24 protein-coding genes and 2 tRNA genes are annotated in these 22,058 nt (G+C 44.9%); 6 read left to right on the forward strand and 20 right to left on the reverse strand.

Going from position 1 to position 22,058, the window contains the following annotated elements; translation table 11 throughout:
- Positions 1 to 106: 106 nt before the first annotated feature.
- Positions 107 to 418 carry a DUF1292 domain-containing protein gene (locus tag AR543_RS17765; protein WP_060535747.1) on the reverse strand — a complete coding sequence of 104 codons (312 nt, stop codon included), beginning with the start codon at positions 416 to 418 and terminating at the stop codon, positions 107 to 109.
- Between the two features lie 162 nt (positions 419 to 580).
- Complete coding sequence (locus AR543_RS17770; RefSeq protein ID WP_060535748.1) at positions 581 to 1,135, reverse strand: stalk domain-containing protein; 555 nt, start codon at positions 1,133 to 1,135, stop codon at positions 581 to 583.
- Between the two features lie 279 nt (positions 1,136 to 1,414).
- On the opposite strand from AR543_RS17770, the gene AR543_RS17775 reads away from it, so the two are divergent.
- Positions 1,415 to 2,155 carry an MBL fold metallo-hydrolase gene (locus AR543_RS17775; protein WP_060535749.1) on the forward strand — a complete coding sequence of 247 codons (741 nt, stop codon included), beginning with the start codon at positions 1,415 to 1,417 and terminating at the stop codon, positions 2,153 to 2,155.
- Between the two features lie 328 nt (positions 2,156 to 2,483).
- Here the strand turns inward: AR543_RS17775 and AR543_RS17780 are convergent, their stop codons facing one another.
- Both AR543_RS17780 and AR543_RS17785 read right to left on the reverse strand, forming a co-directional pair.
- Positions 2,484 to 2,927, reverse strand: coding sequence for a GNAT family N-acetyltransferase (locus tag AR543_RS17780; RefSeq protein ID WP_060535750.1), 444 nt, complete (start codon positions 2,925 to 2,927; stop codon positions 2,484 to 2,486).
- 165 nt (positions 2,928 to 3,092) lie between these two features.
- A complete protein-coding gene (locus tag AR543_RS17785; protein WP_060535751.1) occupies positions 3,093 to 5,372 on the reverse strand; it encodes a glycoside hydrolase family 3 C-terminal domain-containing protein in 2,280 nt (759 codons plus the stop codon).
- A 319-nt stretch (positions 5,373 to 5,691) separates the two neighbouring features.
- Here AR543_RS17785 and AR543_RS17790 point away from each other — a divergent pair, with 319 nt between their 5' ends.
- The gene (locus AR543_RS17790; protein ID WP_060535752.1) at positions 5,692 to 6,132 is read left to right on the forward strand and encodes a hypothetical protein; all 441 of its coding nucleotides are present in this window, start codon (positions 5,692 to 5,694) and stop codon (positions 6,130 to 6,132) included.
- Between the two features lie 194 nt (positions 6,133 to 6,326).
- Here the strand turns inward: AR543_RS17790 and murI are convergent, their stop codons facing one another.
- The 7 genes from murI to AR543_RS17820 form a co-directional block, all read right to left on the reverse strand.
- Positions 6,327 to 7,097 carry a glutamate racemase gene (murI, locus tag AR543_RS17795; RefSeq protein ID WP_060535753.1) on the reverse strand — a complete coding sequence of 257 codons (771 nt, stop codon included), beginning with the start codon at positions 7,095 to 7,097 and terminating at the stop codon, positions 6,327 to 6,329.
- 113 nt (positions 7,098 to 7,210) lie between these two features.
- Positions 7,211 to 8,206: an alpha/beta hydrolase gene (locus tag AR543_RS17800; protein ID WP_060535754.1), complete on the reverse strand. Its 996-nt coding sequence runs from the start codon at positions 8,204 to 8,206 to the stop codon at positions 7,211 to 7,213.
- A 238-nt stretch (positions 8,207 to 8,444) separates the two neighbouring features.
- A complete protein-coding gene (locus tag AR543_RS17805; RefSeq protein WP_060535755.1) occupies positions 8,445 to 9,053 on the reverse strand; it encodes a YdhK family protein in 609 nt (202 codons plus the stop codon).
- A gap of 396 nt (positions 9,054 to 9,449) precedes the next feature.
- Entirely contained in the window at positions 9,450 to 10,004 is a 555-nt protein-coding gene (locus AR543_RS17810) for a DUF3841 domain-containing protein (RefSeq protein ID WP_060535756.1), read from the reverse strand.
- A gap of 310 nt (positions 10,005 to 10,314) precedes the next feature.
- Positions 10,315 to 10,473, reverse strand: coding sequence for a hypothetical protein (locus tag AR543_RS24365; protein WP_158523989.1), 159 nt, complete (start codon positions 10,471 to 10,473; stop codon positions 10,315 to 10,317).
- 404 nt (positions 10,474 to 10,877) lie between these two features.
- Entirely contained in the window at positions 10,878 to 11,186 is a 309-nt protein-coding gene (locus AR543_RS17815) for a hypothetical protein (protein ID WP_060535757.1), read from the reverse strand.
- Between the two features lie 124 nt (positions 11,187 to 11,310).
- Positions 11,311 to 11,553, reverse strand: coding sequence for a hypothetical protein (locus AR543_RS17820; RefSeq protein ID WP_060535758.1), 243 nt, complete (start codon positions 11,551 to 11,553; stop codon positions 11,311 to 11,313).
- Between the two features lie 314 nt (positions 11,554 to 11,867).
- Here AR543_RS17820 and AR543_RS17825 point away from each other — a divergent pair, with 314 nt between their 5' ends.
- Positions 11,868 to 12,338, forward strand: a complete 471-nt coding sequence (locus AR543_RS17825) for a GNAT family N-acetyltransferase (RefSeq protein WP_060535759.1) — start codon at positions 11,868 to 11,870, stop codon at positions 12,336 to 12,338.
- A gap of 148 nt (positions 12,339 to 12,486) precedes the next feature.
- Here AR543_RS17825 and AR543_RS17830 read toward each other — a convergent pair.
- The 7 genes from AR543_RS17830 to AR543_RS17860 form a co-directional block, all read right to left on the reverse strand.
- Positions 12,487 to 12,558: transfer RNA gene (locus AR543_RS17830), tRNA-Val, on the reverse strand.
- 243 nt (positions 12,559 to 12,801) lie between these two features.
- Positions 12,802 to 13,083 (reverse strand): hypothetical protein, encoded by a 282-nt coding sequence (locus tag AR543_RS17835; protein ID WP_060535760.1) that lies wholly within the window; start codon positions 13,081 to 13,083, stop codon positions 12,802 to 12,804.
- A gap of 211 nt (positions 13,084 to 13,294) precedes the next feature.
- Positions 13,295 to 15,184 (reverse strand): Ig-like domain-containing protein, encoded by a 1,890-nt coding sequence (locus AR543_RS17840; RefSeq protein ID WP_060535761.1) that lies wholly within the window; start codon positions 15,182 to 15,184, stop codon positions 13,295 to 13,297.
- A 180-nt stretch (positions 15,185 to 15,364) separates the two neighbouring features.
- The gene (locus tag AR543_RS17845; RefSeq protein WP_060535762.1) at positions 15,365 to 15,796 is read right to left on the reverse strand and encodes a hypothetical protein; all 432 of its coding nucleotides are present in this window, start codon (positions 15,794 to 15,796) and stop codon (positions 15,365 to 15,367) included.
- A 12-nt stretch (positions 15,797 to 15,808) separates the two neighbouring features.
- On the reverse strand, positions 15,809 to 16,480 hold the full coding sequence (locus AR543_RS17850; RefSeq protein ID WP_060535763.1) for a uracil-DNA glycosylase: 672 nt from the start codon (positions 16,478 to 16,480) through the stop codon (positions 15,809 to 15,811).
- Between the two features lie 545 nt (positions 16,481 to 17,025).
- Positions 17,026 to 18,129 (reverse strand): Gfo/Idh/MocA family protein, encoded by a 1,104-nt coding sequence (locus tag AR543_RS17855; RefSeq protein WP_060535764.1) that lies wholly within the window; start codon positions 18,127 to 18,129, stop codon positions 17,026 to 17,028.
- Between the two features lie 25 nt (positions 18,130 to 18,154).
- The gene (locus AR543_RS17860) at positions 18,155 to 18,814 is read right to left on the reverse strand and encodes a ThuA domain-containing protein (RefSeq protein ID WP_060535765.1); all 660 of its coding nucleotides are present in this window, start codon (positions 18,812 to 18,814) and stop codon (positions 18,155 to 18,157) included.
- Between the two features lie 251 nt (positions 18,815 to 19,065).
- Here AR543_RS17860 and AR543_RS17865 point away from each other — a divergent pair, with 251 nt between their 5' ends.
- Both AR543_RS17865 and AR543_RS17870 read left to right on the forward strand, forming a co-directional pair.
- The gene (locus AR543_RS17865) at positions 19,066 to 19,911 is read left to right on the forward strand and encodes an AraC family transcriptional regulator (protein WP_060535766.1); all 846 of its coding nucleotides are present in this window, start codon (positions 19,066 to 19,068) and stop codon (positions 19,909 to 19,911) included.
- Positions 19,912 to 20,108: 197 nt separating this feature from the next.
- On the forward strand, positions 20,109 to 20,318 hold the full coding sequence (locus AR543_RS17870) for a hypothetical protein (RefSeq protein ID WP_060535767.1): 210 nt from the start codon (positions 20,109 to 20,111) through the stop codon (positions 20,316 to 20,318).
- Positions 20,319 to 20,451: 133 nt separating this feature from the next.
- Here the strand turns inward: AR543_RS17870 and AR543_RS17875 are convergent, their stop codons facing one another.
- Positions 20,452 to 21,072, reverse strand: coding sequence for a hypothetical protein (locus tag AR543_RS17875; RefSeq protein ID WP_060535768.1), 621 nt, complete (start codon positions 21,070 to 21,072; stop codon positions 20,452 to 20,454).
- A 178-nt stretch (positions 21,073 to 21,250) separates the two neighbouring features.
- Positions 21,251 to 21,336: transfer RNA gene (locus AR543_RS17880), tRNA-Leu, on the reverse strand.
- Between the two features lie 396 nt (positions 21,337 to 21,732).
- Here AR543_RS17880 and AR543_RS17885 point away from each other — a divergent pair.
- Entirely contained in the window at positions 21,733 to 21,933 is a 201-nt protein-coding gene (locus AR543_RS17885; protein ID WP_060535769.1) for a hypothetical protein, read from the forward strand.
- Positions 21,934 to 22,058: the final 125 nt, after the last annotated feature.

Raw genomic sequence — 22,058 nt, forward strand, 5'->3', positions numbered from 1 at the left:
ATACATGATGATACAAAAAAAGAGTCCTGCTCCGCAAAGGGACAGAACTCTTTTCTTTATGATGCAATACCGAATGCTGACAGTAGAACTGCCAGCCTATAGAAGATTACTCTTCAGATTCTGCAACCAGCTCGGCATATGCCTGCTCTACCGCTTGCCATTCTGCTTCGTCTTCGATATTTTCCAGTACCATACCGTCTTCTTCTTCTTCCAGACGCATGATATAGCCATCCGCTTCCGGATTGCCACGCTCCAGCAGTAATGCATACAATTTCTCGCCTACATCAAAAGTCTCAACGAGTACCATTTCTACATCGTTGCCTTCTTCGTCTGTCAGACTGAGTACAAACTCCTCATGCTCGTGATCGTGTTCATGATCATGGTTGCAATTCTCGTCGTGTACATGTTTATCGCTCATAGGATAACCCACTTTCGGTATAAGTTTGGATGATATCTTTACGTTTGATGGACCTGCCAAATCCGGACAGTAGCTCCATACTAAAAATAACACTTGTGTATCGTACCACTTTACATCGTACAGGTCAATTGAACCATTTACATGTTCATTTATACGATTCCCTTATTGATTCAGCGCTGTTATAACCTTCTCGGAGACCAGTACATAATCGCTGGATTTGGACTTCTTCATATAGAAGCCAACCTTGTATTCACCGGATGCTGCGAAGTTATAAGTGAAGTCATACGTACGGAACCAGAAGTTATCTTTTTGCTGGGTAATATCCTGACTCTGAATATCTTTTTGGCTGCCGGAAGGATCGGTAATCGCTACTTTCACTGCAGCAATATCAGTCTCCAGATTATCGACCTGGGTAAATACATTAAATTTGAGCTTGCCTTTGCTTACATTGCCGAAGGCAGTATCCCCTTTGAACAAAAAGATATGTACATTCGGTTTATACAGCTTTACCGTTTTGGCATCATTATCATAATCAACCAATCCGTCCATTTCACGCAGAGGCACATACGTTTTGCCATTGATTACATATGAACCGCCATCTACTTCATTTCCGTTAATCCAGACCCGCACCTGCTGATAAGCGGAATCTGCAAACAGAACCGAGCTTCCCATCAAAAAGAAAGCCAGTGTACAGGCAGCTACCCTTTTCCACATCATACGTTGCCCCTCCTTCAAAATGTATACTAAACAATCAGTAACATACTCATCTTCCATACATGTATACTCTTCAACTCTGTATCAGTTGCGGTAAAAAAATTGTAACCTTTTGATCTTTTGCACTGCTGTATTCTGCAGCGAAATTTAAGGGAGATAAGAGCATTTCCATTCCCGGTCCTGCTCATGGTAAAGTGATAACAGAACAGGGTAATAAGCATGTAGCAAAAGTGACCAGGCTGGCTCCAGATCCATACTTTGACCAAGAACAGGAGGATATATATGTCAATTGAACTACAGATGCTCGGTACTGGCAATGCCTTTGCCAAAAAATATTACAACAACAATGCACTGGTACAGGCCGGAGATTATACGTTAATGATCGACTGCGGAATCACCGCTCCTGCGGCGCTGCATGAGCTGGGCAAAGACCTGAATGATATTGATGCCATACTGATTACACATATCCATGGCGATCATGTAGGCGGACTCGAAGAACTGGGCTTTCGCGGCAAATTTGTACATAACCGCAAGCCAGTACTGTATATTGCCAGTACGCTGATTCGTCCGTTGTGGGAGCATACACTGTATGGCGGTATGAGTCAGGAAGGCATTGAACAGCTGGAAGATGTATTTGATGTCAAACCGCTGGTAGCCGACCAATCGGTTCAGCTCGCTGAAGGACTAACCGTCGAACTGATACAAACTCCCCATATCGAAGGCAAAAACAGCTACTCCGTGTTGATCAATAATGAGATTTTCTACAGTGCCGATATGAAGTTCCATTCCGATCTGCTGGAACAGCTTGTTCATGATCGCGGTGTCAAACAGATCCTGCATGACTGCCAGCTGCATCCGCCGGGTATTGTCCATGCTACGCTGGATGAGCTGATGTCGCTGCCCGAAGCGGTGCGTTCCCGGGTGAAACTAATGCATTATAATGACGATAAAGACGACTTTGAAGGCCAGACAGCAGGTATGGAATTTCTGGAACAGCATCGTATTTATCGCTTTCCCGAATAACGGTCAGGCTGTACAGTGAACTACAGCGAGCTACAGTGAGCTACAGTGAATTGCAATGAGTTGCATTGACTTGTGTTGATCTGTATCGAGCTGAATTGAGCTGTATCATTGCATACTACTGCGTATAGATACTTATTCATGCCTGATATCACAAGTCGGCCAGCCAGCATGGGATATATTCTTTTCAAGTAAAAAGCTGCTTTCCCGGTTGATACGCTAATCGGAAAAGCAGCTTTTTTCTGGTATTCATTCCTATTTATACGCTTACCAGATAGCTGCAGCTATTAGATATAGCTGTTTAGTAGGAGCAGAATGATCACCTGTCAGTCTACAGATCCTTGATCATGCGTACATGCGGAATGCCAGCATCATCAAAAGGCTCTGCAGAAATCGTATGATAACCCAGACGCTCATAGAATCCTTCGGCATGACACTGTGCATCCAGGATCGCCCGGGTATACCCATGACTGCGTGCACAGTCTTCTATTCCGTTCATCAGGGAAGTACCATATCCACCTTTACGGTAATCCGGCAATACGGCCACTCGCTGTATTTTAGCAGAGCCGTCTGTATAGGTCGTGATTCGTCCCGTAGCTACCGGCTGACCCTTTTCCAGTAAAAGAACATGACAAGTACTGCTGTCCAGCCGATCATAATCATCTATTTCAATATGCTCGGGCACATTCTGTTCTTCAATAAATACTTTACGCCGAATAGCAAAGCACGCATCCAGCTGCTGCTGATTCTGAACCTCTATTATTTCTCTTGTCATCTCTGTCTTCTCCTCCACCCGGTCAAACCAACAAACGGTCGATCCATTGTTCTGATTTTTGTCATTATTGTACCTTTTATTGAAAGAGCTGACTACTATGCGGATCGTCCGTGTACAGGCAAACGGCCTCCTCCCATAATGGAAAGAAGCCGTTTGATCGAACGATTAGCCGTTATACTCGGCATGAAGACGGTTCAGTTCCGCGATATCGCGACTAAGCATTTCTTCGGTATATTTGCCCTGTCCGAATCCGATCATTGCACGCAGCGGCATATATTTGATCATCGCCAGCAGCAGATCCTGGCTGTCTCCCATCATTTCATTCAATCCGGAGCGTTCGGCAAACTGCTTGGCCATATCAGCCGTTGCCGGGTTGGCTGCTACATCGCCGATCGTCGTATTGCGGTGAAACGTAACCGGCAGACTGACTGTTGATTTCACTTCGATTGTACTTTCCAGACGAATATCACGGGAAGAAGCTCCGATACGGATCGCAAACATACCGGTCTCCACATGCCAGTCTCCAATATTCACATTGTAATAAGCAAAAGCACGCTTACCCAGTTCGAAGGTAACTTTCCGACTCTCTCCAGGCTGTAGATTGACTTTGGCAAATCCTTTCAGTTCCTGCTGAGGCCGAATTACTGTGCTCTCTACATCATGCACATAGAGTTGTACAATTTCTTGCCCCGCAACCGAACCTGTATTCGTGACAGTCACTTCTACCTTCACGGTATCTTCGTCTGTACAGCTGGACGTATTTACGGTGAGATCGCTGTATTCAAAAGTGGTATAACTCAGTCCATATCCAAAAGGAAACAGCGGTTCGATCTGCTTTTGATCATAATAGCGATAACCTACAAATAAGCCTTCACGGTACTCGACACGATCACCTTCACCCGGAAAGTTCAGGAATGACGGATTATCGCTCAGCTTCACAGGGAACGTCTCGGGCAGCTTGCCGCTGGGACTAACCTCGCCAAACAACAGATCGGCAGCTGCACCGCCTCCAGCTTGTCCACCCAAATAACCTTCCAATACTGATTTCACCTGGTTAAGCCACGGCATCGTTACCGGCGAACCGTTACTGAGAACTACCACCAGATTGTCCTGTACATCCGAGAGCGCTGCGATCAGATGCTGGTGATTATCCGGCAAATCCAGATGTTCACGATCATATCCCTCGGATTCATAACGATCCGGCAGGCCGGTGAACAGAATGACTACATCGGCTTCGGAAGCGATCCGGACTGCTTCCTGCACAAGTTCTTCTTTTACTTCATCACTGTCCAGATCATAACCGGCTGCATACGTAATCTCGGCCTGATCGCCTGCAAGTATACGGATTTCATCCAGCGCTTGATCCAGATGGGTCGGATTAATATGAGAGCTGCCGCTGCCCTGATAGCGCGGCTTAACGGCAAATTCACCGATTACTGCAATCTTTCCTTCTTTGCGAAGCGGCAGCAGATGATCTTCATTTTTGAGCAGTACCATACTTTCACGAGCAACCTCACGAGCCAGCTGGTGATGCTGACGGGAATCAAAGGAAGCTTCTCTTTTCTGTGCTGCAGCCTTGAATACAAAATTCAGCAGGCGCTCTACCGCTGTATCGAGCACAGATTCCTCCAGCGTTCCCTGCTGAATAGCAGCTACAATCTTGGAATCTCCGATCCCTGCACTTGTCGGCATCTCCAGTTCCATGCCTGCCTGCAGTGCAGCTACACGTTCATTCACCGCTCCCCAGTCCGATACAACGAATCCTTCGAATCCCCATTCCTCTCGTAAAATGCGGGTGAGCAGTTCCTGGCTTTCTCCGGCATATACACCGTTGATTTTGTTGTAAGAGCACATTACACTCCATGGCTGTGACTGTTTCACGGCTCCCTCAAAGCTGGCCAGATAAATTTCACGCAGTGTGCGTTCATCCACGATTGTATCTACCGACATCCGTCGGGTCTCCTGATTGTTAGCGGCAAAATGCTTGAGCGATGTTCCTACTCCCTGACTCTGCACACCCTGAATATGACCTGCAGCCAGTTCCGAGGACAGATACGGATCTTCGGAAAAGTATTCAAAATTACGTCCGCATAGCGGAGAACGCTTGATATTCACGCCTGGTCCCAGAATGACCGCTACCTCTTCTGCCTGCGATTCTTGTCCAAGTGCTGTCCCAACCCGGTGCATCAGCTCTCTGTTCCACGAAGCCGCCATGCCTGCTGCTGTAGGAAAGCATGTCGCCGGTACGCTATCATTCAGGCCCAGATGATCTCCTTCTGCATCCTGTTTACGCAAACCATGAGGACCATCTGTCATCATAACAGACGGAATATCCAGGCGCTCAATAGGCTGTGTATGCCAAAAATCAAGCCCCGAACACAGGCTTGCCTTTTCTTCCAGTGTCAGTTTGGAAATCAGTTCCTTGATCGAATGTGATGAATTCATATATACCTCCTGCGTATTCAAATGAAATAAAGTAAAGTCTGCCAACAAAAAATTATTGCCTTGCCTATAACAGTTACTCTTTATTCACTTACCCCTTATTAGCATAAGGCCAACGAATTTTTGTGTATGGTAAAATCCACAGAAAATTGGTACGGTATCCAAAAATAATAAATGAAATCGCCTAATACGATACCGATACGTTGCATAGTTTTCATCAAAATCATTTTAATTTAACAAAAGGAATAGATTGAAAAAGAACACTTGTTCGTATATAATAAGAATAAATAAGAGAACAAACGTTCTGATTAGAGGGATGATTATGCTAGCCAAACATATTGGAGAATTACTTGAAATTGTATATATGGACCAGTCCGGCAAACTGTCCCAGCGGCGGATTGAGATTAAGCGAATACGCAATGGCCTGGTATATGCGGATTGTTTGCGTTCGGGAGAACCTCGTACATTCCGGGAAGAGAATATTCTAGCCTGGCAGCCTTCCAAGGCGATCAGACCCACTATTTCTGTTAAACAGCTGGCTGCTGCTTCGGCCACTCCGGTTGCTGCCAGATCGTCTTCGTCAGTGACTGCTTCCCCTTCTACCTTCACTGCTACTCTACAATCTTTCACTTCTAATGCAGCACACCAGCATCAATCAGCGACAGCGTCCAGACATTCTTCGTCTTCGTCCAAATCATATCGCAAGCACAATTCCTATACTTCCCAAAAATCACGTACCCAGGTGGTTTCTCACATATCCTAATCTATCCCTGATATCTGACTGCTCTATGCCAGCGCTATAATCTATTCATACTATTATTCACACGATCAGGTAATCTAACCGCTTTCATCCAACTATCCACCTATTCGCGCATACTCACAAAAAATAGCGGATACCTCTGCTTCAAGGTATCCGCTATTGGAATAATTGCTATTGATTCAGGTCATTGTCTCTGCTCAGGATAACAAGCTCATCAGATGCCGGTAATCCATCATTTCTTCCGGGCTCTCTGCGGGTACACCAGATTTGACAAAGTTCATCTGTCCGGTGCCATCCCCGATCTGGCCGCATTCCTGCAGAACATGCTGCAGATGTCTGGCTGTGCCATTGCTTCCATCGATAATATCGACTTCCTCGGGGAAGAAACGTCGCAGGTTACTGCGGAAATAAGGAAAATGTGTACAGCCCAATACTACAGTACCGTACTGGCGCAGATCCAAATCCCCCAGTGCTTGCTGCAAATAAGGAATGACGTCCTCATCTCCAAACTTGCGCTCCTCCGCCAACTGTACCAGACCGGGCATTGGTACACTTTCCACAATATCTTCGGTATCGATACTTTTGACCAGATTATGGAACTTCTCTTCATTCAACGTTAGCCGGGTCGCCAACACCAATACTTTTTTATGCTTGATAATACTATTCTGCACTGCAGGTTTGACAGCCGGTTCAATCCCGATTACCGGAAAGTCATATCTTTGCCGCAGATCTGTTACAGCGATACTGGTCGCTGTATTGCAGGCGATCACGAGTGCCTTGATATCCTGAGCAGCCAGATAATCTGCAGCCTCGATCACATACTGCCGGACTTCATCCTTGGACTTTTCTCCATAAGGTACATGCCGGGTATCCGCATAAAATACATAATCTTCGTTCGGCATCAGCTTTAACGCTTCATGCATCACGGTCAAACCGCCAACACCGGAATCAAAAATTCCTATCTTCACTCCGTTCACTCTTCCCTCTGTCCATTCACGATATGTCTTGTCTAATCATTTTGTTATCTATATCTGATTATAACTTTTTCGATTCCATTTGAAAATAAAAGGAGATTGGCGCATTAGCCTTCGATAAATGCCGCAGCTTCCTGCAAGAGCTGGTTAAAATGGGCCGGATAATCGTGACCCAGACCGGTTATATTTTTGAATACATATGGAATACCCTTGAAGTCCAGCGCTTCTGCCAGTTCCTGTGCACCAGGCAGACATTCTTCGTCACTCTCGCCGCAAATCATATACAGCTTCACGCCATGCTCTTTCCAGGCATTCAATCCCAATTCCCATTCTTCCCGATCAGGCATCCAGGGAGCGACGAGGATCAGCCCTCGTACACCAGATGAATATTCAGCCGCTGTATTCATTGCCACTCTGGCACCGGCAGAAAACCCTGCCAGAATAGGTCTTTTACCGGAAGGCAACGCGTTTTCGGGCAGCAGACAATCCCGAATCTCCATTTGCGGATTATCGATACGAACGAGCTCTTCCATGGACTGCTTGAGTTCTTCCATTCCGGTATCGATATCCACCCAGTCATACGCTCCTGAGAACTGAATCTGGGAAGACTGGAGCAATGCCAGCTTGTAGTTTCGATCGAGCAGAGAGCTCCAGTAAGGCTGCACGATATCCATATTCTCCTGTTCTCCATGCAGGACAAAGATCGTATGGAATGCAGTTGCCGGCTTTTCCTGATCAGGCAACACAATATTCAGCTTGGCACTATTTTCGGTGAGAGCCTGCGCTTCGCGGACCCGGCAGATTCCAATCAGCCGCTCAAACTCGGGATCGTGCCGCAAAGGCTCCAGCATTTCTTCTTCCATCAGGTATTCCGGAGAATACCAGTACTCCTGCTGCTCTATCGCTTCCCGGAGTAATTGCAATGCTTCCTCATGCATATCTGCAGCCGTAGCCAGACTATAGCGCAGATTGTAGATCTGTGCCGGATTGCCGACCCCATCCGCCTGATGCTCTGTTATAAAATGATACGCTTCTGCGCTTCCATGCTGTTCGTAGATTTCCATTGTCCGATTAAGCAACCCTGTATATGTAAACTGCGCCATGGGACCTCCTGTATAAATGTAGTGGGTTCGGGCCCCTGTCTATTCTGCACATACGGCCCAAATAAAGCAAGCCTCTCGCAAAAGGCTTGCTTGGTAAAAGCGTAACGCTGTATTCATATTAATATACAGTCCCCGAAATAAACAATAGCAGCTTATCTATCGAGGGATATCATTGATCTCCTGCATATATTGTATATCCGTTGTTTATACAATTGAATCAGTTCAGCGGCTATCCTGCTTATTTTGCAGACAATTCTTCGCCGGTAACCCATTTATGATTCCGGACAGGCTCTCCGCCGTTAGTTGGTGTATAGTCGACCATATAGACGGTAGTCTGCTGCGCCAAATCAATAGTTGCCTGAGCGCCTTTCATGCCTGGCATATGATCTGCATTCAGTATTGCCTTGCTTCCCGGCTTGAGTGGAGACTGACCGGCATCCTGCAGTTCTTCATGAATAACCCACTTATGATTCTTGACCGGTTCTCCTCCCGTAACAGGCGTATACGATACACTGTAGACTGTTGTATCATATGCTCCTGCAATCGTAGCCTGTGCACCTTTCATACCCGGCATATGATCCATATTCATTATAACAGTAGTTCCTACTGGAAATTCAGGATTCTGGGCAGTTTGCAGACCTGCTGGCAGTTCCGCAGAGCCGGAGTGATGCATCTGTCCGCCGGCAGTCTCATTTCCCATCGCCATGGAATCATCAGGTGCCGTTTCACCTTGTACAGTATTTGATGCATTTTTGTCGGTTGCAGCAGAATGGGTTGCATCGCTATTGCTGCAGCCAGTCATAATAAGCAGTGTAACGATTCCGGCAGACATTAGCGCTTTTCTCATAATTTCATGCTCCTTTTTTGTGTTTTATTTTTCTTTTAATACTTTGTATTTCCTTACCCCTCTCTCTATATACTATACCCCTGTATGGTATATTGAATAAAATAAATATGAATATACTTTGACAATCCCACCGCTAACTAGGCAGATTAGTCTGACAATATCAATATTCAGCACTTTAAATATAGTCAAATACATATTCTAAAACATACTTGCATTGCATACTTAGATACCATATCACAAAAAGAGTACCTCTCTTTAAGCCGGTACTCTCATTGTGTCTTTATGATGATTGTGTCAGGCAATCTACAGGATTCCGTCAGCGATTCTACTCACGTATTCCAATTCAGCTCATCTTCTATGTAATCTTCTGGCCCTTTGCCTAATCTTGGTATCCGGTTAGCAATAATAATACCGTTTCGCCAGACTTGGCTCGACCAGGTATTCGGCTTTCAGAACCTGCTGCAGGCGTACACGACCGGTGACTCCCTGCAAGCGTCTGTCCTCCTCATGTTTCAGGCGATCAAGATCGAAGATACGCAGCCAGCTCTGTTCCTTGGTTAGCGTCGAACAGCCCGTCCGGAATTCCTCCCACTCTATGTGATCCACCGCATTAAATGTATTATTTAATACCGAATGCCATTCTTGAAAATCCGACAACAGTACATTCAGCGGATGCAGAGACAGCGTCAGACACACGCATTGTTCGCGGCCGGTAAAATGATTCAGTTGCAGCAGATCGGGCTTTTCTTTCCATACCCATACCGGATAGCTGCCATCATAAAAAGGCAACCGTTCCGTCATCTGATCCATCATCCAGTGATAAGCTTCCGGATAGGAGATATGATCGATATGCCCTTCCAAAAAGCCTGTCTGCTGAGCTTGCTCCCAGGCAGACAGGGACTGTATCGTCCAATATTTAGATGTCGAAGCAGCAGGATATTTTCTTTTCATTATAATTGCTCTCCTTTCCTGCATAACGATACGGCGCAATCCTATATGTATCCACCGGCAGCCGGTAATTGTATCCGATCAGCTTGGTTAGTATAGCAGACTTGTTCATAATCTATGTATCATAACAAAAAAAGCAGCAAAATTTAAGTGCAATCCGGTCTCCCCTTCATTTACACCGAAAGACTGGCAATAAAATCAAAACGTGCAGCCCGATATCTGTTCGATATCCAGAACTGCACGTTGTAGGTTATAGGCATGATCTGTAGCCAGGATATAATCCATGGTTACGATGCCATATTAGATGATTGTTTTAGTTGGCTTCCATATACTGACTAAGAAGCTGAGTCACTTTGCCTCGTACAGCCAGATCCGAGTTATCACGATTTTTAACGATTTGACTCACTTGCATCATAAAGGAATCCATTTCGTTCTCTATGTTAAATTCATACTGTTCGTTTCTGTTTTCCACGTTTCTCATGCCTCCAAAATTGTAAATTCGTTGTCTATCTAATATCACCCTCTGACTGTAAATTTAAAACAGTAATTTGTACATTTTTTTATTTATTTTCAGAAATAATTCATTACATGCTCTGGATAAGGAAGCTGAGAACATAAAAAGCCCCATGCCATTCGGGGACAGGAGCTTTTTATCAAGACAGGAACTTTGTGTATAGGTCAGGATGTCAAAAATGATTGCTGACTTCCTCTGACTTCCTGACTTATTTTCCTGACCCACTATAGTTAATGTGTTTATTTTTGGTGTTTAAGCTATACAGCTAGCTGACCACTACCCTGTCAAGATAGGGGTCAGCTGGATAAGGTGTAACCGCACTAAGTATGCAATAAGCTAACTGTATTCAGCCGCTGTATTTATCAATCTTCGGCAATATCAGCGCGCAGCGCGCTGGCAATCTCGATCATTTTGGGAATAACCGCTTCATTCATGCCGGATACATACAGATCACCATCAAAATGGCGGAAAGGAATCGTAGCTCCTTCGATCTCCCAGAGGAAAAAATCTCCTTCGATCGACATTGTAGTTTCTCCTTTGACCGTGAAGACCGGTGTATATACGATATCAGGATGCAATTCAAAATAAGCTTTGCATTCTTCAAGCGTGATCGGTTGCTGTGCTCCATCGCCCTGCTGCATTTCCCGGGTAATTCGGTAACGCTGACCCATATTGTGTTAGCTCCTTTACATAAAAGACTATTGTTTTGCTCTAATTTCAAACTTCAATTATACACAAAGCCAAAAGCCCTTGCTACTAAAAGCCTATAAAATATTGTATCCAGAATCTTGAAAACTAGGAAAGTGCGTCAATAGCAGCCTGGATATACGGCGGAATCGGCTGATTCTCTTTTTCGATACGGCGTCCAGCATAAATGATCAGCTGTCGCTGATTTACAACTGGATAACCACCGGCATGTTCACCACGGTATTCGATCACCGTTCCTTTTGCTTCTTTTTGAGCCATTTCGTAATTATCCAGTACATGAAATACTTGTTCTGCTGTACGATCAATATAAGCATACGCTTTTTCGTCCATGCCGTTTACCTCCGGGTATTATTCATTTTTAACGATGCATTCAATTGTTGCTCGTGTAATATTATTACAGATATTGTTCCCGTAAACTCATTACAGAAATCGATCACTGTTACTTCGTCAAGTCTATATTCTACTGTATAATGATCCAGATTATGATGGATAGGTTGGAGTAGCTTCCTTCATTCTTTTAAAATATACATAATTAAATAAACATCTAGCTGTCGGTAGGATTATAACAATATCCCTTATTCTAAATCATAATAATCAAAATGAGGAGAACCACTCCGTGGTCTTCAGAAATCCAGGTGAACTTTATGAATATAGAAATCAAAAACGTGACTCCAGCCAATCTTCTGGCTATTCTGGCATTGCGTGTTGCTCCAAATCAAGCCTCTTATATCGAGAATACAGCTCAATGTCTGGAGGAGGCGAAGGAATGCTCCTTTTACCAACCAGCGGGGCTGTATGCTGATAATGCACTTGTTGGTTTTGCTATGTATGGCTGGTTTCCTAGTGAAGGAAATGCAGGACGAGTATGGCTGGATCGCTTTCTGATTGATGAAAAGTATCAAGGACGTGGACTGGGTACGATCATGCTAAGTGCATTAATCGATCATTTGCAAGGTCTATACGGTTCACCCGATATTTATCTAAGTCTTTTTGAAGATAATAAAGGTGCACTGTATCTATATGAGAAATTCGGATTTCGATTCAACGGGGAACTGGATATTAATGGGGAGAAAATTATGGTTAGAAGTGAATCTACCAGCATGTCTAACCAATAGATCTAGAGGAAAAAATACGAAGATTGAAGCTATCCTATAAGAAGACAGAATAGACCGTCTCCATTCTGTTCTTTATGAATCATGGATCCCAATTATTTGCTTTATAAAAAAAGAAAAAAGCCCTTGATATACAAGGACTTTCTCGGTATGACCTGTAGTGGGATCGAACCACTGACCCCTACCCTGTCAAGATAGTGCTCTCCCGCTGAGCTAACAGGTCGTATAATAATCACAAGAAGTAATATACCAAATCGCATCAGGACTGTCAATATCTAACTTGCTGATCTTCAAACCCGGATAATCAGAGTCATTATTCCGTTATCCGGCTGAGATCGCCTGTCCGTATAAACAATAGGCGGAATGTATAAATCCTGTAACGATGTCTGCAACCCAGCTATCTCCATTTGCCGATCCTGATACTGCCTCGTATAGATGCAGCTGAATCTGCAGCTTATCGCAATCATCAATATTGTGTCCAGTACGAAGCATTCTCTGAGCGCGATACCGCTGTTCGTGGCTGTCTGGTTTGACGCTCCCAACCCTCGATCATAACCAGAGTCCCCAGGTCCTCTTTGTTATCCCAATATATGTAATTCTTATTCTCCAGTGCAGTCAATATATGTACCAATTCCTCGACTGAGCGATATGTCATGGCCGACAGTTCACGCCAGTCAGGCATCCGGCGCTGACGGGCAAAATAGTTATACAGCACACGCAGCAATTTCCTCTCCTGATCATCCAGCATTGTTTTCCTCCTTTTGATTATCAGAACTCTTAATTTCACACAAGAACTTATGTTCCTACATCTTAAAAGGCTTATTGCTTTTTGGCAAGGAAAAGATTGTTATTTTCCTCTATGGCAACAAAAACCCCCTGCTTTCTTGCAGCAGGGGGTTGGAATTTTGGACTAATGATCTACAGACGTACCAATACTTATTTTGTTTATAATAGCTATCTTACTTGGCAGCTGCGACATCTTTGACAGCTACTGTTACCGAAGCACGTTTGCCGCCAAAATCAGCTTTGATCGAAGAAGAGCCTTTCGCTACTGCTGTAATATTGCCTTCTTTTACAGTCGCTACCGTTACTTTGCTGGTGGTCCAGATTGCAGCTTTGGTAACATCCACAATTTCGCCGGTATCGTACTCAGCTGTCAAGACTACTGTCTTGGCATCACCAGTAGTCAGCTTCAGGGATTTCTCGGAAATCGTCAGCTTTTTCAGCTTGGATGTTACATTGACTTTGACTGTTGCCGTAAGACCCTGATAAGAGCCTGTCAGTGTCGCAGAACCAACACCAACTGCTTTTACACTTGCTCCTTTGACAGTAGCTACAGCCGGATTAGATGATACCCAGTTCATTTTAGTAGACAAGGTTGCTTTTTTGCCATCGGCATAGACGCCTTTGACGTTAATCGATTTGCTTTTGTTCAGGTTCAGATCAATAATCGCAGGTGTAGCTGTAATGGAACTGATTTTGCTTTCCATTTTAACGCTGATACGCACATTTTTGTTGAGGTAGGTTCCTTTGAGGGAAGTACTGCCTTTAACGAGCGCTTTGATTTTGCCTTCCTGGATCAGTGCTTTATCCGAGCTGAGTGTCCATTCGACATCGTCTGTTACATCAATCGTATTGCCATCTACTGTTACCGCTTCTACTTTTGGCAGAGTCGCTGTAGAGCCAACTACGATGCTCAGGCTGGATACGCTTGGTGTCAGCGTCAGTGCTTTGGCTTTGACACTAACAGGTACGGTTACGGTCATATCGCCGATTTTACCGACCAGATTGGTATCGCCTTCGCCTTCAGCTTCTACTTTGGTGCTGGTAACGGATGCGATAGAGCTATCGATCGTCCAGTCTACCAGTTTGGAGAGATCTTTGGTTGTACCATCTACCGCTGTACCGGTTACTTTTGGCAAGGCTGCCGATCCGCCGGTTACGAGATCGATCGAATCTACATTCGCCTGTACTTTGGTCATCGTTTTATAGACTGTTACTTTGAATGTTTTGGTAAAGTCTTCGTATTGTGCTTTGATTGTAGAAGTTCCTTCTACCCATGGAGTCAGGACGCCATTCTCAACTGTCGCATTCAGCGGGTTGGAAGATGTCCAAGTTACTTTGGAAGTAACATTCGTAGGCACCCGGCTGGCATCGCCCACTTCGGCTACGATCTGTTTTGGATGCTGACCGATGAACATGACCTGATCATCTTCCGGTGTCAGCATCAGCCCCTGGAACGAAGAACGAACATACAGTTCGCTTGTTGCTACCAGACCTGCATATTTGGCTGTCAGGGAAGTGGTTCCCTGGGACAAACCGGTGACTGTTCCTTCGACTACTTTGGCTACTTTAATGTCATATGTAGACCATGTAACGCTATCGGTTACGTCTACTGTACTTCCGTCTTGCTTGGTAGCTGTTGCTGTAAATTCAACAGGTTCGCCAATGGTTACATTGGTTCCAGCTGCCGGAGACAGTGTGAGCGCGGTATAAGGTGATGTTACTGTCACTTTCTTGGTTGCAGCAAGGTCGCCATACTTGGCTGTAATCGTAGTTGTACCTACACTTACCGGTGTAACTTCGCCGCCTTTTACAGTAGCTACAGCTGCACTGCTGGTAGACCATGTTGCTTTGTCGGATACATCTGTTGTGTCGCCCGAACCGTCCACAGTGTATACATTCAATTCCTGTCCGTCATCCTCAAGTGATAAGGTCATCGTATTGTTATCGTCAAACTTCAGTGATACCGCAGCAGTATCTGCCGCGAATACTCCGCTTGGAAAGAGCATGGTGCTGACCAATACCAGTGCAAGCATCCAATTTCCCAGTTTAGCAGTACGTGTCATTTATTTCTCCCCTTAGTATAGTATCGTCTGTACCCATTCCTTTACTAATATCGGAGGAAGGACCGACAGATTGAAGGTTTGGCTGTAAAAAAAGCCATTTAATTTCCAAAATAAGACTATCGTCCTGTATAAAAGACGATAGTCGGTCAATGCCTATGTTGAATTCCATTGTTATGCTGCCTAGCATCCCTTGCGCGAACGTACCACAAACTGGTGATCGGCTTTGGTAAACGTACGATGATCGTCCAGAATCACCCGTTCCCGGTTATGACGTACCAGCCGGGCAAAAGGCTCGATCAGCTGATCGTCTTTCCAAATCATGACTTTGGAGCTGAACAGAATCGCATTATCAAATTGAACCGGCTGCTTCATTAGATAACCGACCGAATTCAGTTCCCATGCTGCCGAATTGAGATCCTGGGGCAGCATTTTCAGCTCTTTGATATGCAGAATATCATTCAGCAAAATATGAATTGAACCTGGCTGCAGCACAAGTCTGTTTTTCTCGATATCCCAATGCTGTATAGTACCATATAGTCTGGAATGATATTCATCATCCCGTGTAATCACGACTTTTTTGCCTTCCCAGTGCTTCATCATCTCCACCTCCATCTGCTGTCCTCCTCAGGATAACTGCGGAATCGTCCAGTCGATTGGCTCGATCTGATGCTTTTCCAGGAATTGATTGGTCTGTGAAAAAGGACGACTGCCAAAAAATCCTTTGCGTGCAGCAAACGGACTCGGATGTGCTGAGCGGATTACCAGATGATGATCCGTATTGATAAGCACCTGCTTCTCTGCTGCATGATTGCCCCAGAGCAGGAATACCATCGGTTCCTTGCGTTCGTTCAACAGCCGGATCACTGCATCGGTAAATCGCTCCCAGCCCTTGCCCCGATGAGAAGCCGGCTGACCGGCGCGTACGGTAAGTGCTGTGTTGAGCAGCAGTACGCCGTGCTGGCCCCAGCTGACCAATGAACCATGATTCGGAGTCTCGACTCCAACGTCTTCCTTTAATTCTATGTAGATATTGCGCAGCGAAGGCGGAACTTTCACTCCCGGTTGGACAGAGAAACTCATTCCTTCGGCCTGACCGGCTCCATGATAAGGGTCCTGACCCAGAATGACGGCTTTGACCTCTGCATACGGAGTCAGACGAAACGCCTGAAACAGCAAATCCCTAGGAGGATAAATAGTATGCTCTTCATATTCCGTATCCAGCCAGTTCATCAGTTCCTGGAAATAGGGCTGCTTCATTTCCTCCTTCAGAATATCATCCCAATCATTACCAAACATACATCGACATCCTTTCTGTATCGGCCATCCTGCCGATCAATAATTTCTGTATCCAGCCTGCTCGCTGATACCTGTCTCAGTTATTACCCCAAATTTATCATAATGCAATTCGATTACGGTTTCAGCTTTTTTTTGGAGGGTGGCTACTGGCTGGATCGTGAGCTCTATCTAATAAAACGGATAGATTGTTATTTTGGATGACGAAATCTGGTCGGATACGATGATCCATACAGCTTATATATGGAATAATTCGGTGATTGCCGCTGCATTAGTGCATTTATATAACAAAAATAGCGACTGTCCCTATAGAGGCAGTCGCTGTTTTTGTTATTGATGATTTTTATTGAAGATTTTTATTGAAGATTTTTATCAGTGGTTGATATAGGTATTACCAAAATCGTATAAAATGATTCGTATTCAATAATCAACCGTATGGCGGATATCGTCTGCTTTATATGCAATCTGTAAAATAGTCGTAAAGAACAGTCGATGTTCTGACTCTATATTCCATATGTCAGCCTGCTGATTTACCTGCTGTCCGCTACTCAGCGCAGATGTCCGTTAACCAGTCCATAAGGCAGGGGCTGAGGCTGTTCACAGGTACTTGTCAATTCCACATACCGGCGTGAATCGGCACTGCTATGAAAAGCATGCATAATCTCCAGCACATGGTTGGTAATCTGTCCATTCGCTCGCGGTGTCCCTCCATGTATCAGACAGTCTGCCATATCCGAGATTCCGATGCCACGGCTGTTCTCTGCATATTGATGGACAGCCGGAATCTCCATAAATTCGCTGCCCTGGGCAGGACGCAGACGGATAGGTCCTCCAAATGTGTTGGGATCAGGTACAAGCAGTGTACCGAGCGTACCGTAAATCTCGATATGTGGCAGCGTGCTGCTCCATACATCAAAGCTGGTGATCATACTGGCAATCGCGCCGCTACGGAACTGGATCGTTCCTGCAATATGTGTAGGTACTTCTACATCAATAATCTGGCCGAACAACGGCTCACTCGTAATCGTGCGCTGCTTGAAGGAAGTACGGGTCATACCGCTGACCAGCTCTGCCGGTCCCAGCAGGGAGACGAGCGCGGTCAGATAATAAGGTCCCATATCGTACATCGGCCCGCCGCCTTTTTTGTAATAAAATTCCGGCGCCGGGTGCCAGCTCTCGTGTCCATGATTGACCATAAAAGCTGTCGCCGATAACGGCTCACCGATAAATCCGTCATCGATCAGCTTGCGGCAGGTCTGCAGTCCGGCACCGAGGAAAGTATCCGGTGCTCCGCCCAGCAATAGCCCTTTTTCTTCTGCCAGCTTCACTAGTTCACTGCCCTGCTCCGGCGATAGGGAGAGCGGCTTTTCTACATACACATGTTTGCCACCTTCCAGTGCCTGACGGCAAATCTGGAAATGATCTTTTGGCGTAGTAAGATTGACGACGATCTGTATTTCTTCGCTAGCGATAATCTCGTCTGCTGTCCATGTATGTTTTATTCCGTATTTCTCGGCTGCTTCTTTGGCTTTGTCCTGATTCAGATCAGCGCAGGCATACACTTCTGTATTCACAAACGTATGTGTCAGATTCTGAAGATAAATATCGCTGATTGTTCCACAGCCGATCAGACCGATTTTCACTTTTTCCATAAAGAGATAACCACCTTTTATCAGTTTATCGTGCAGCCCAGATTAATCCGCGCTTCATCAGTTCTTTGGCTTCGGGAATATCAAAAATATTCGCCTGGTGACCGAGCGAGTTGTAATATACTTTGCCCTGACCCCATCGCTTCGTATAAACAACCGGCATACGGATTTCTCCATTGGCCGAGTGAGGACCGTCGCTGATCACAAAAGTAGTCGTAGCGAGTACGTTTACCGTCGGATCGACATGCAGGTAGTACTGCTCCGATTTGACGGTAAAGTCGGGAATGCCCTCTATCAAAGGACTATCTGCCGCTTTGACCATGCGTACCTCGTATTCCACTCCATCGTTGAATGGATGGGCTACCCACTGCGACCCGGTCATAAATTGCCAATCCACACTATTACGGAAAGAGTCACACATGCCTCCGTGGCAGCCTGCCAGACCTACACCGGAAGCTACAGCACGCAGTACGGGTTGCAGCTGCTCATCACTGATCTCTCCCATGGTCCAGACCGGTACGATCAGATCCAACTGCTTCAATCGCTCTTCATCCAGAAAAGCATCCAATGTATCGGCAATTTCTACCTGAAAGTCTTCTGCTCTGAGCCATTCTGCGAACAATTCGGATACTTCTACCGGCTGATGTCCATCCCATCCACCTCTGACGATCAATGCCTGTTTTGTCATATCTGTTGATTCTCCTATTATGCGATCCTGTCCAGATCTTATTTTTGTAACGCTTACATACTATGTATTGTAGGTAAAATGATCAGGCTCTGCGCGTCATTTTTGTTGTATTGATGGACAATTTTTGCTACTATTCATGTAATTTAACAAGAACCCCTATTCTCCGGCAGTCACGCAATGTGTGCTCAGCAGTAATCGAATACAGGAGCTTTTGTCCAGAACGTACATATCATTTTAGTTGGGGTGAGCATATGCGAGCTTTTCACGAGAACCGCTTATACTTTTATGAGAGTGGGTTTCCTTTTCAGGCGATGCAGATTCAGGATATTAATTTTCTGGCACACTGGCATCATGATCTTGAATTTATGTATGTGTATGAAGGATCGGTTCGAATGGGTATTAATTCCGAGACTCGGGTACTGCATCAAGGAGAAATGGCATTATGCGGCAGTGGCGATATTCATTATTATGACAGCACCGGTCTGAAATCGACTATCCTGCTGATCATTTTCAATCCACGGCTAATTGGCAGTCCGGCCGGCTGGCCCCAGGAACGCCAGCTTTGCTCCAGCTTTGTAACCAGAGACGGTTCGGACGCTTCACAGAATGAATCGTTTTTGCAGCGGGCTACTCCGATTATCCAGTCTCTGGCTGCAGAAGTGCAGCATCATGAATCGCAGTATGAAATTATCATTACTGGCCTGCTGCATCAATTGAGCGGCCTGGCGCTTCGTTATCTGTCCACAGACGATCCGGGAATCCGCAGGCACCATTCTCGTACGCTGGCTCATCTGAAGGTCATGCAGGAGCTGCTGGAGCATCTTGAACAGCATTGCACCGAGCCATGCACCCTGCAGGATGGGGCCGATTATGCAGGAATGAGTGTTTTTCACTTTTCCCGCTTTTTCAAAACAGTCACCGGGGTAGGCTACAATACATATATTAATGAACTGCGGATTCGTCATGCCGAGCAGCTGATCCTGCAATCGGACCGCAAGCTGATCGATATTGCACTGGAATCCGGATTTGGCAATGTACGCACATTCAACCGGGTATTTCGTCAGCTTCGTGGACGCACTCCCTCCGATCTGCGTTAAAAAACATCTGTTATCCTTTTATTGTTGCTATCGCTGTGGCTGTTCCATTGTGATCGGCGAGACAGTTTGTTACTATATTAGACAGCAGGCTTACAAACAGGCTATTTCGATTCGCCTATCGGTCCGGGAGTGGCATTATCTATCCTGTCCTGTTATTATGATTTCATCTTATCTGTGTACGGAGGTGCATAACGCCCATGAACGAAAGCACGGAACGCAAACTAACGACCAATGCCCATTTCTTTGCAGCTGCCCTGTTTCAAGCAAGGGTCTACGCCTGGCAGCCTGGATTCAGTGTAGAGCACGGTATCATCGAGCGAATTACCGAAGATTACATAATGTTGAAAAACGAAGATGGGAATGTAACCTTCTATTCACGCAAAGACACGGTATTTGTGCATAAATAAGACCGCTGTCCCTTCGTTGGGACGCGATCTTTTTTTTTTGGTTTCTATTATGAATTTTTCATATGTTGAAATTTTAAATTTTGCGGGTAATTGGCGCTTTAGCTATTGTTTTGCTTTTGGTTTATTTCCTGCTTTATTTGCCGGCTGCTAATTTAAAGGAACCTTTGGCATATTCACCTAGATCATAGTTTTTGACCGTCAATTTTACAGTTGTATCGTTTGTCCAAGCAGGTACATCTTTATCGCTGCCATAATATTCTTTTGCTGTTTTGATCAGTTCGGAGGCTTTGGCACTCACTGCCTGGTTAGAAATACTGTATACTCCGTCACCTTCATAGACCAGCGCCATCATCGGCTGATTTTCCAGGTCAATCGTAATACTTTCTACTTCACCGCTATTATTGGCTGTGAAATAAATCTTATCAATAACAAAATCATTCGTAACTACAGCATCTTCGAGGTTATGGGACATATAGCTGAGAAGAGCAATTTTCTTGAGCTTGGCCTGTTCTGAATCGGATTTTTTCTGCTGGGTGGTTAACGTCTCCGTTTTGGTATGCAGCGATTCGTTTTCCTTTTGCAGGGCAGACAGCTGGTTTTTCAGACTCATATTCCATACTACCAGAGCTATACAACCCAATAGAGCAATAGCCGCAAGAATAGCAGCGATCAGCGCAAGTTTGTTGGATGATGGTGGAGGGTTACTTCCAGATGAGCTTGTTTCATAATTTGCATGATTGTTGATATTTTGCATAATTACACTCCTTGACCGGTAGATTACGTACTCTTCTATATCTGCATAACCATCCTTTTTTATTACTTTAGCTGCTGAGTGATGATATAAAATAACATATACAAAACGGTATAACAAAGAATTTGATATCAAAAAAAGCTCTTTCTCCCTAATAAGGAGAAAGAGCTTTTTATTCCTATGCCGAGGACGGGGGTCGAACCCGTACGGTAGTCACCTACCGCAGGATTTTAAGTCCTGTGCGTCTGCCAATTCCGCCACCCCGGCAAATTTATAATTTGTGTACTGTATACATCAGGTGTATGAATACTTATCATCAATTGCTATGTAGTATATCATCTCATGATATGAACCTGCGCGTTTCAGTCACCAACATATAATATAACAAATTGAGCATTCTGTAAAGCATATTTTTTAGAATTCATTTCAAGTCTCTGCTGCTCCCCTTTTCTTTTTGTCTTTTTGCCTATTTTTGTCCCTTCTCTATTATGGTTTTTGCGATTGGTTTTGCCTGTAAAATGATTCAGTCTATCATGCAATGGTTTATTTCGATAACATAGCTTTCTTTTTATGATCTGTTTGAATATCTGTCACACTGATAGACGCTGATTCTTTTTTTACTTTCTTTCCTACCAATAGCTGATACAGAAAGGATGAATAATAATGAACAAGCCAGATGAATATAAAGACTCCCATAAAGAACGTGGTGCAGGTGTCGATCCTGTCCCTGATCCCGATCCGAATAACGATCGTTCTGCCCAGGATCTGCTGGAAGAGGCTGTCGGTGAAGCTGTAAACAAGGTACGCGAAGACTTTACGGATAAAGACGACGAGACCGATAAAGACAAGCCTTCCCGTATTTAATCATTAGCAGGGTATGGAATAGTATCTATCTCCATATTACTGTATACATGGATACTGCACTGGGCATAATAACTTATTTATACCGAAGTTTATATTTAATGCGTCCTGTAGACCTTTTTGATCCT

Origin of the sequence: Paenibacillus bovis (assembly GCF_001421015.2) — a bacterium.
In the GTDB taxonomy this organism is placed as follows: Bacteria; Bacillota; Bacilli; order Paenibacillales; family Paenibacillaceae; genus Saccharibacillus; species Saccharibacillus bovis.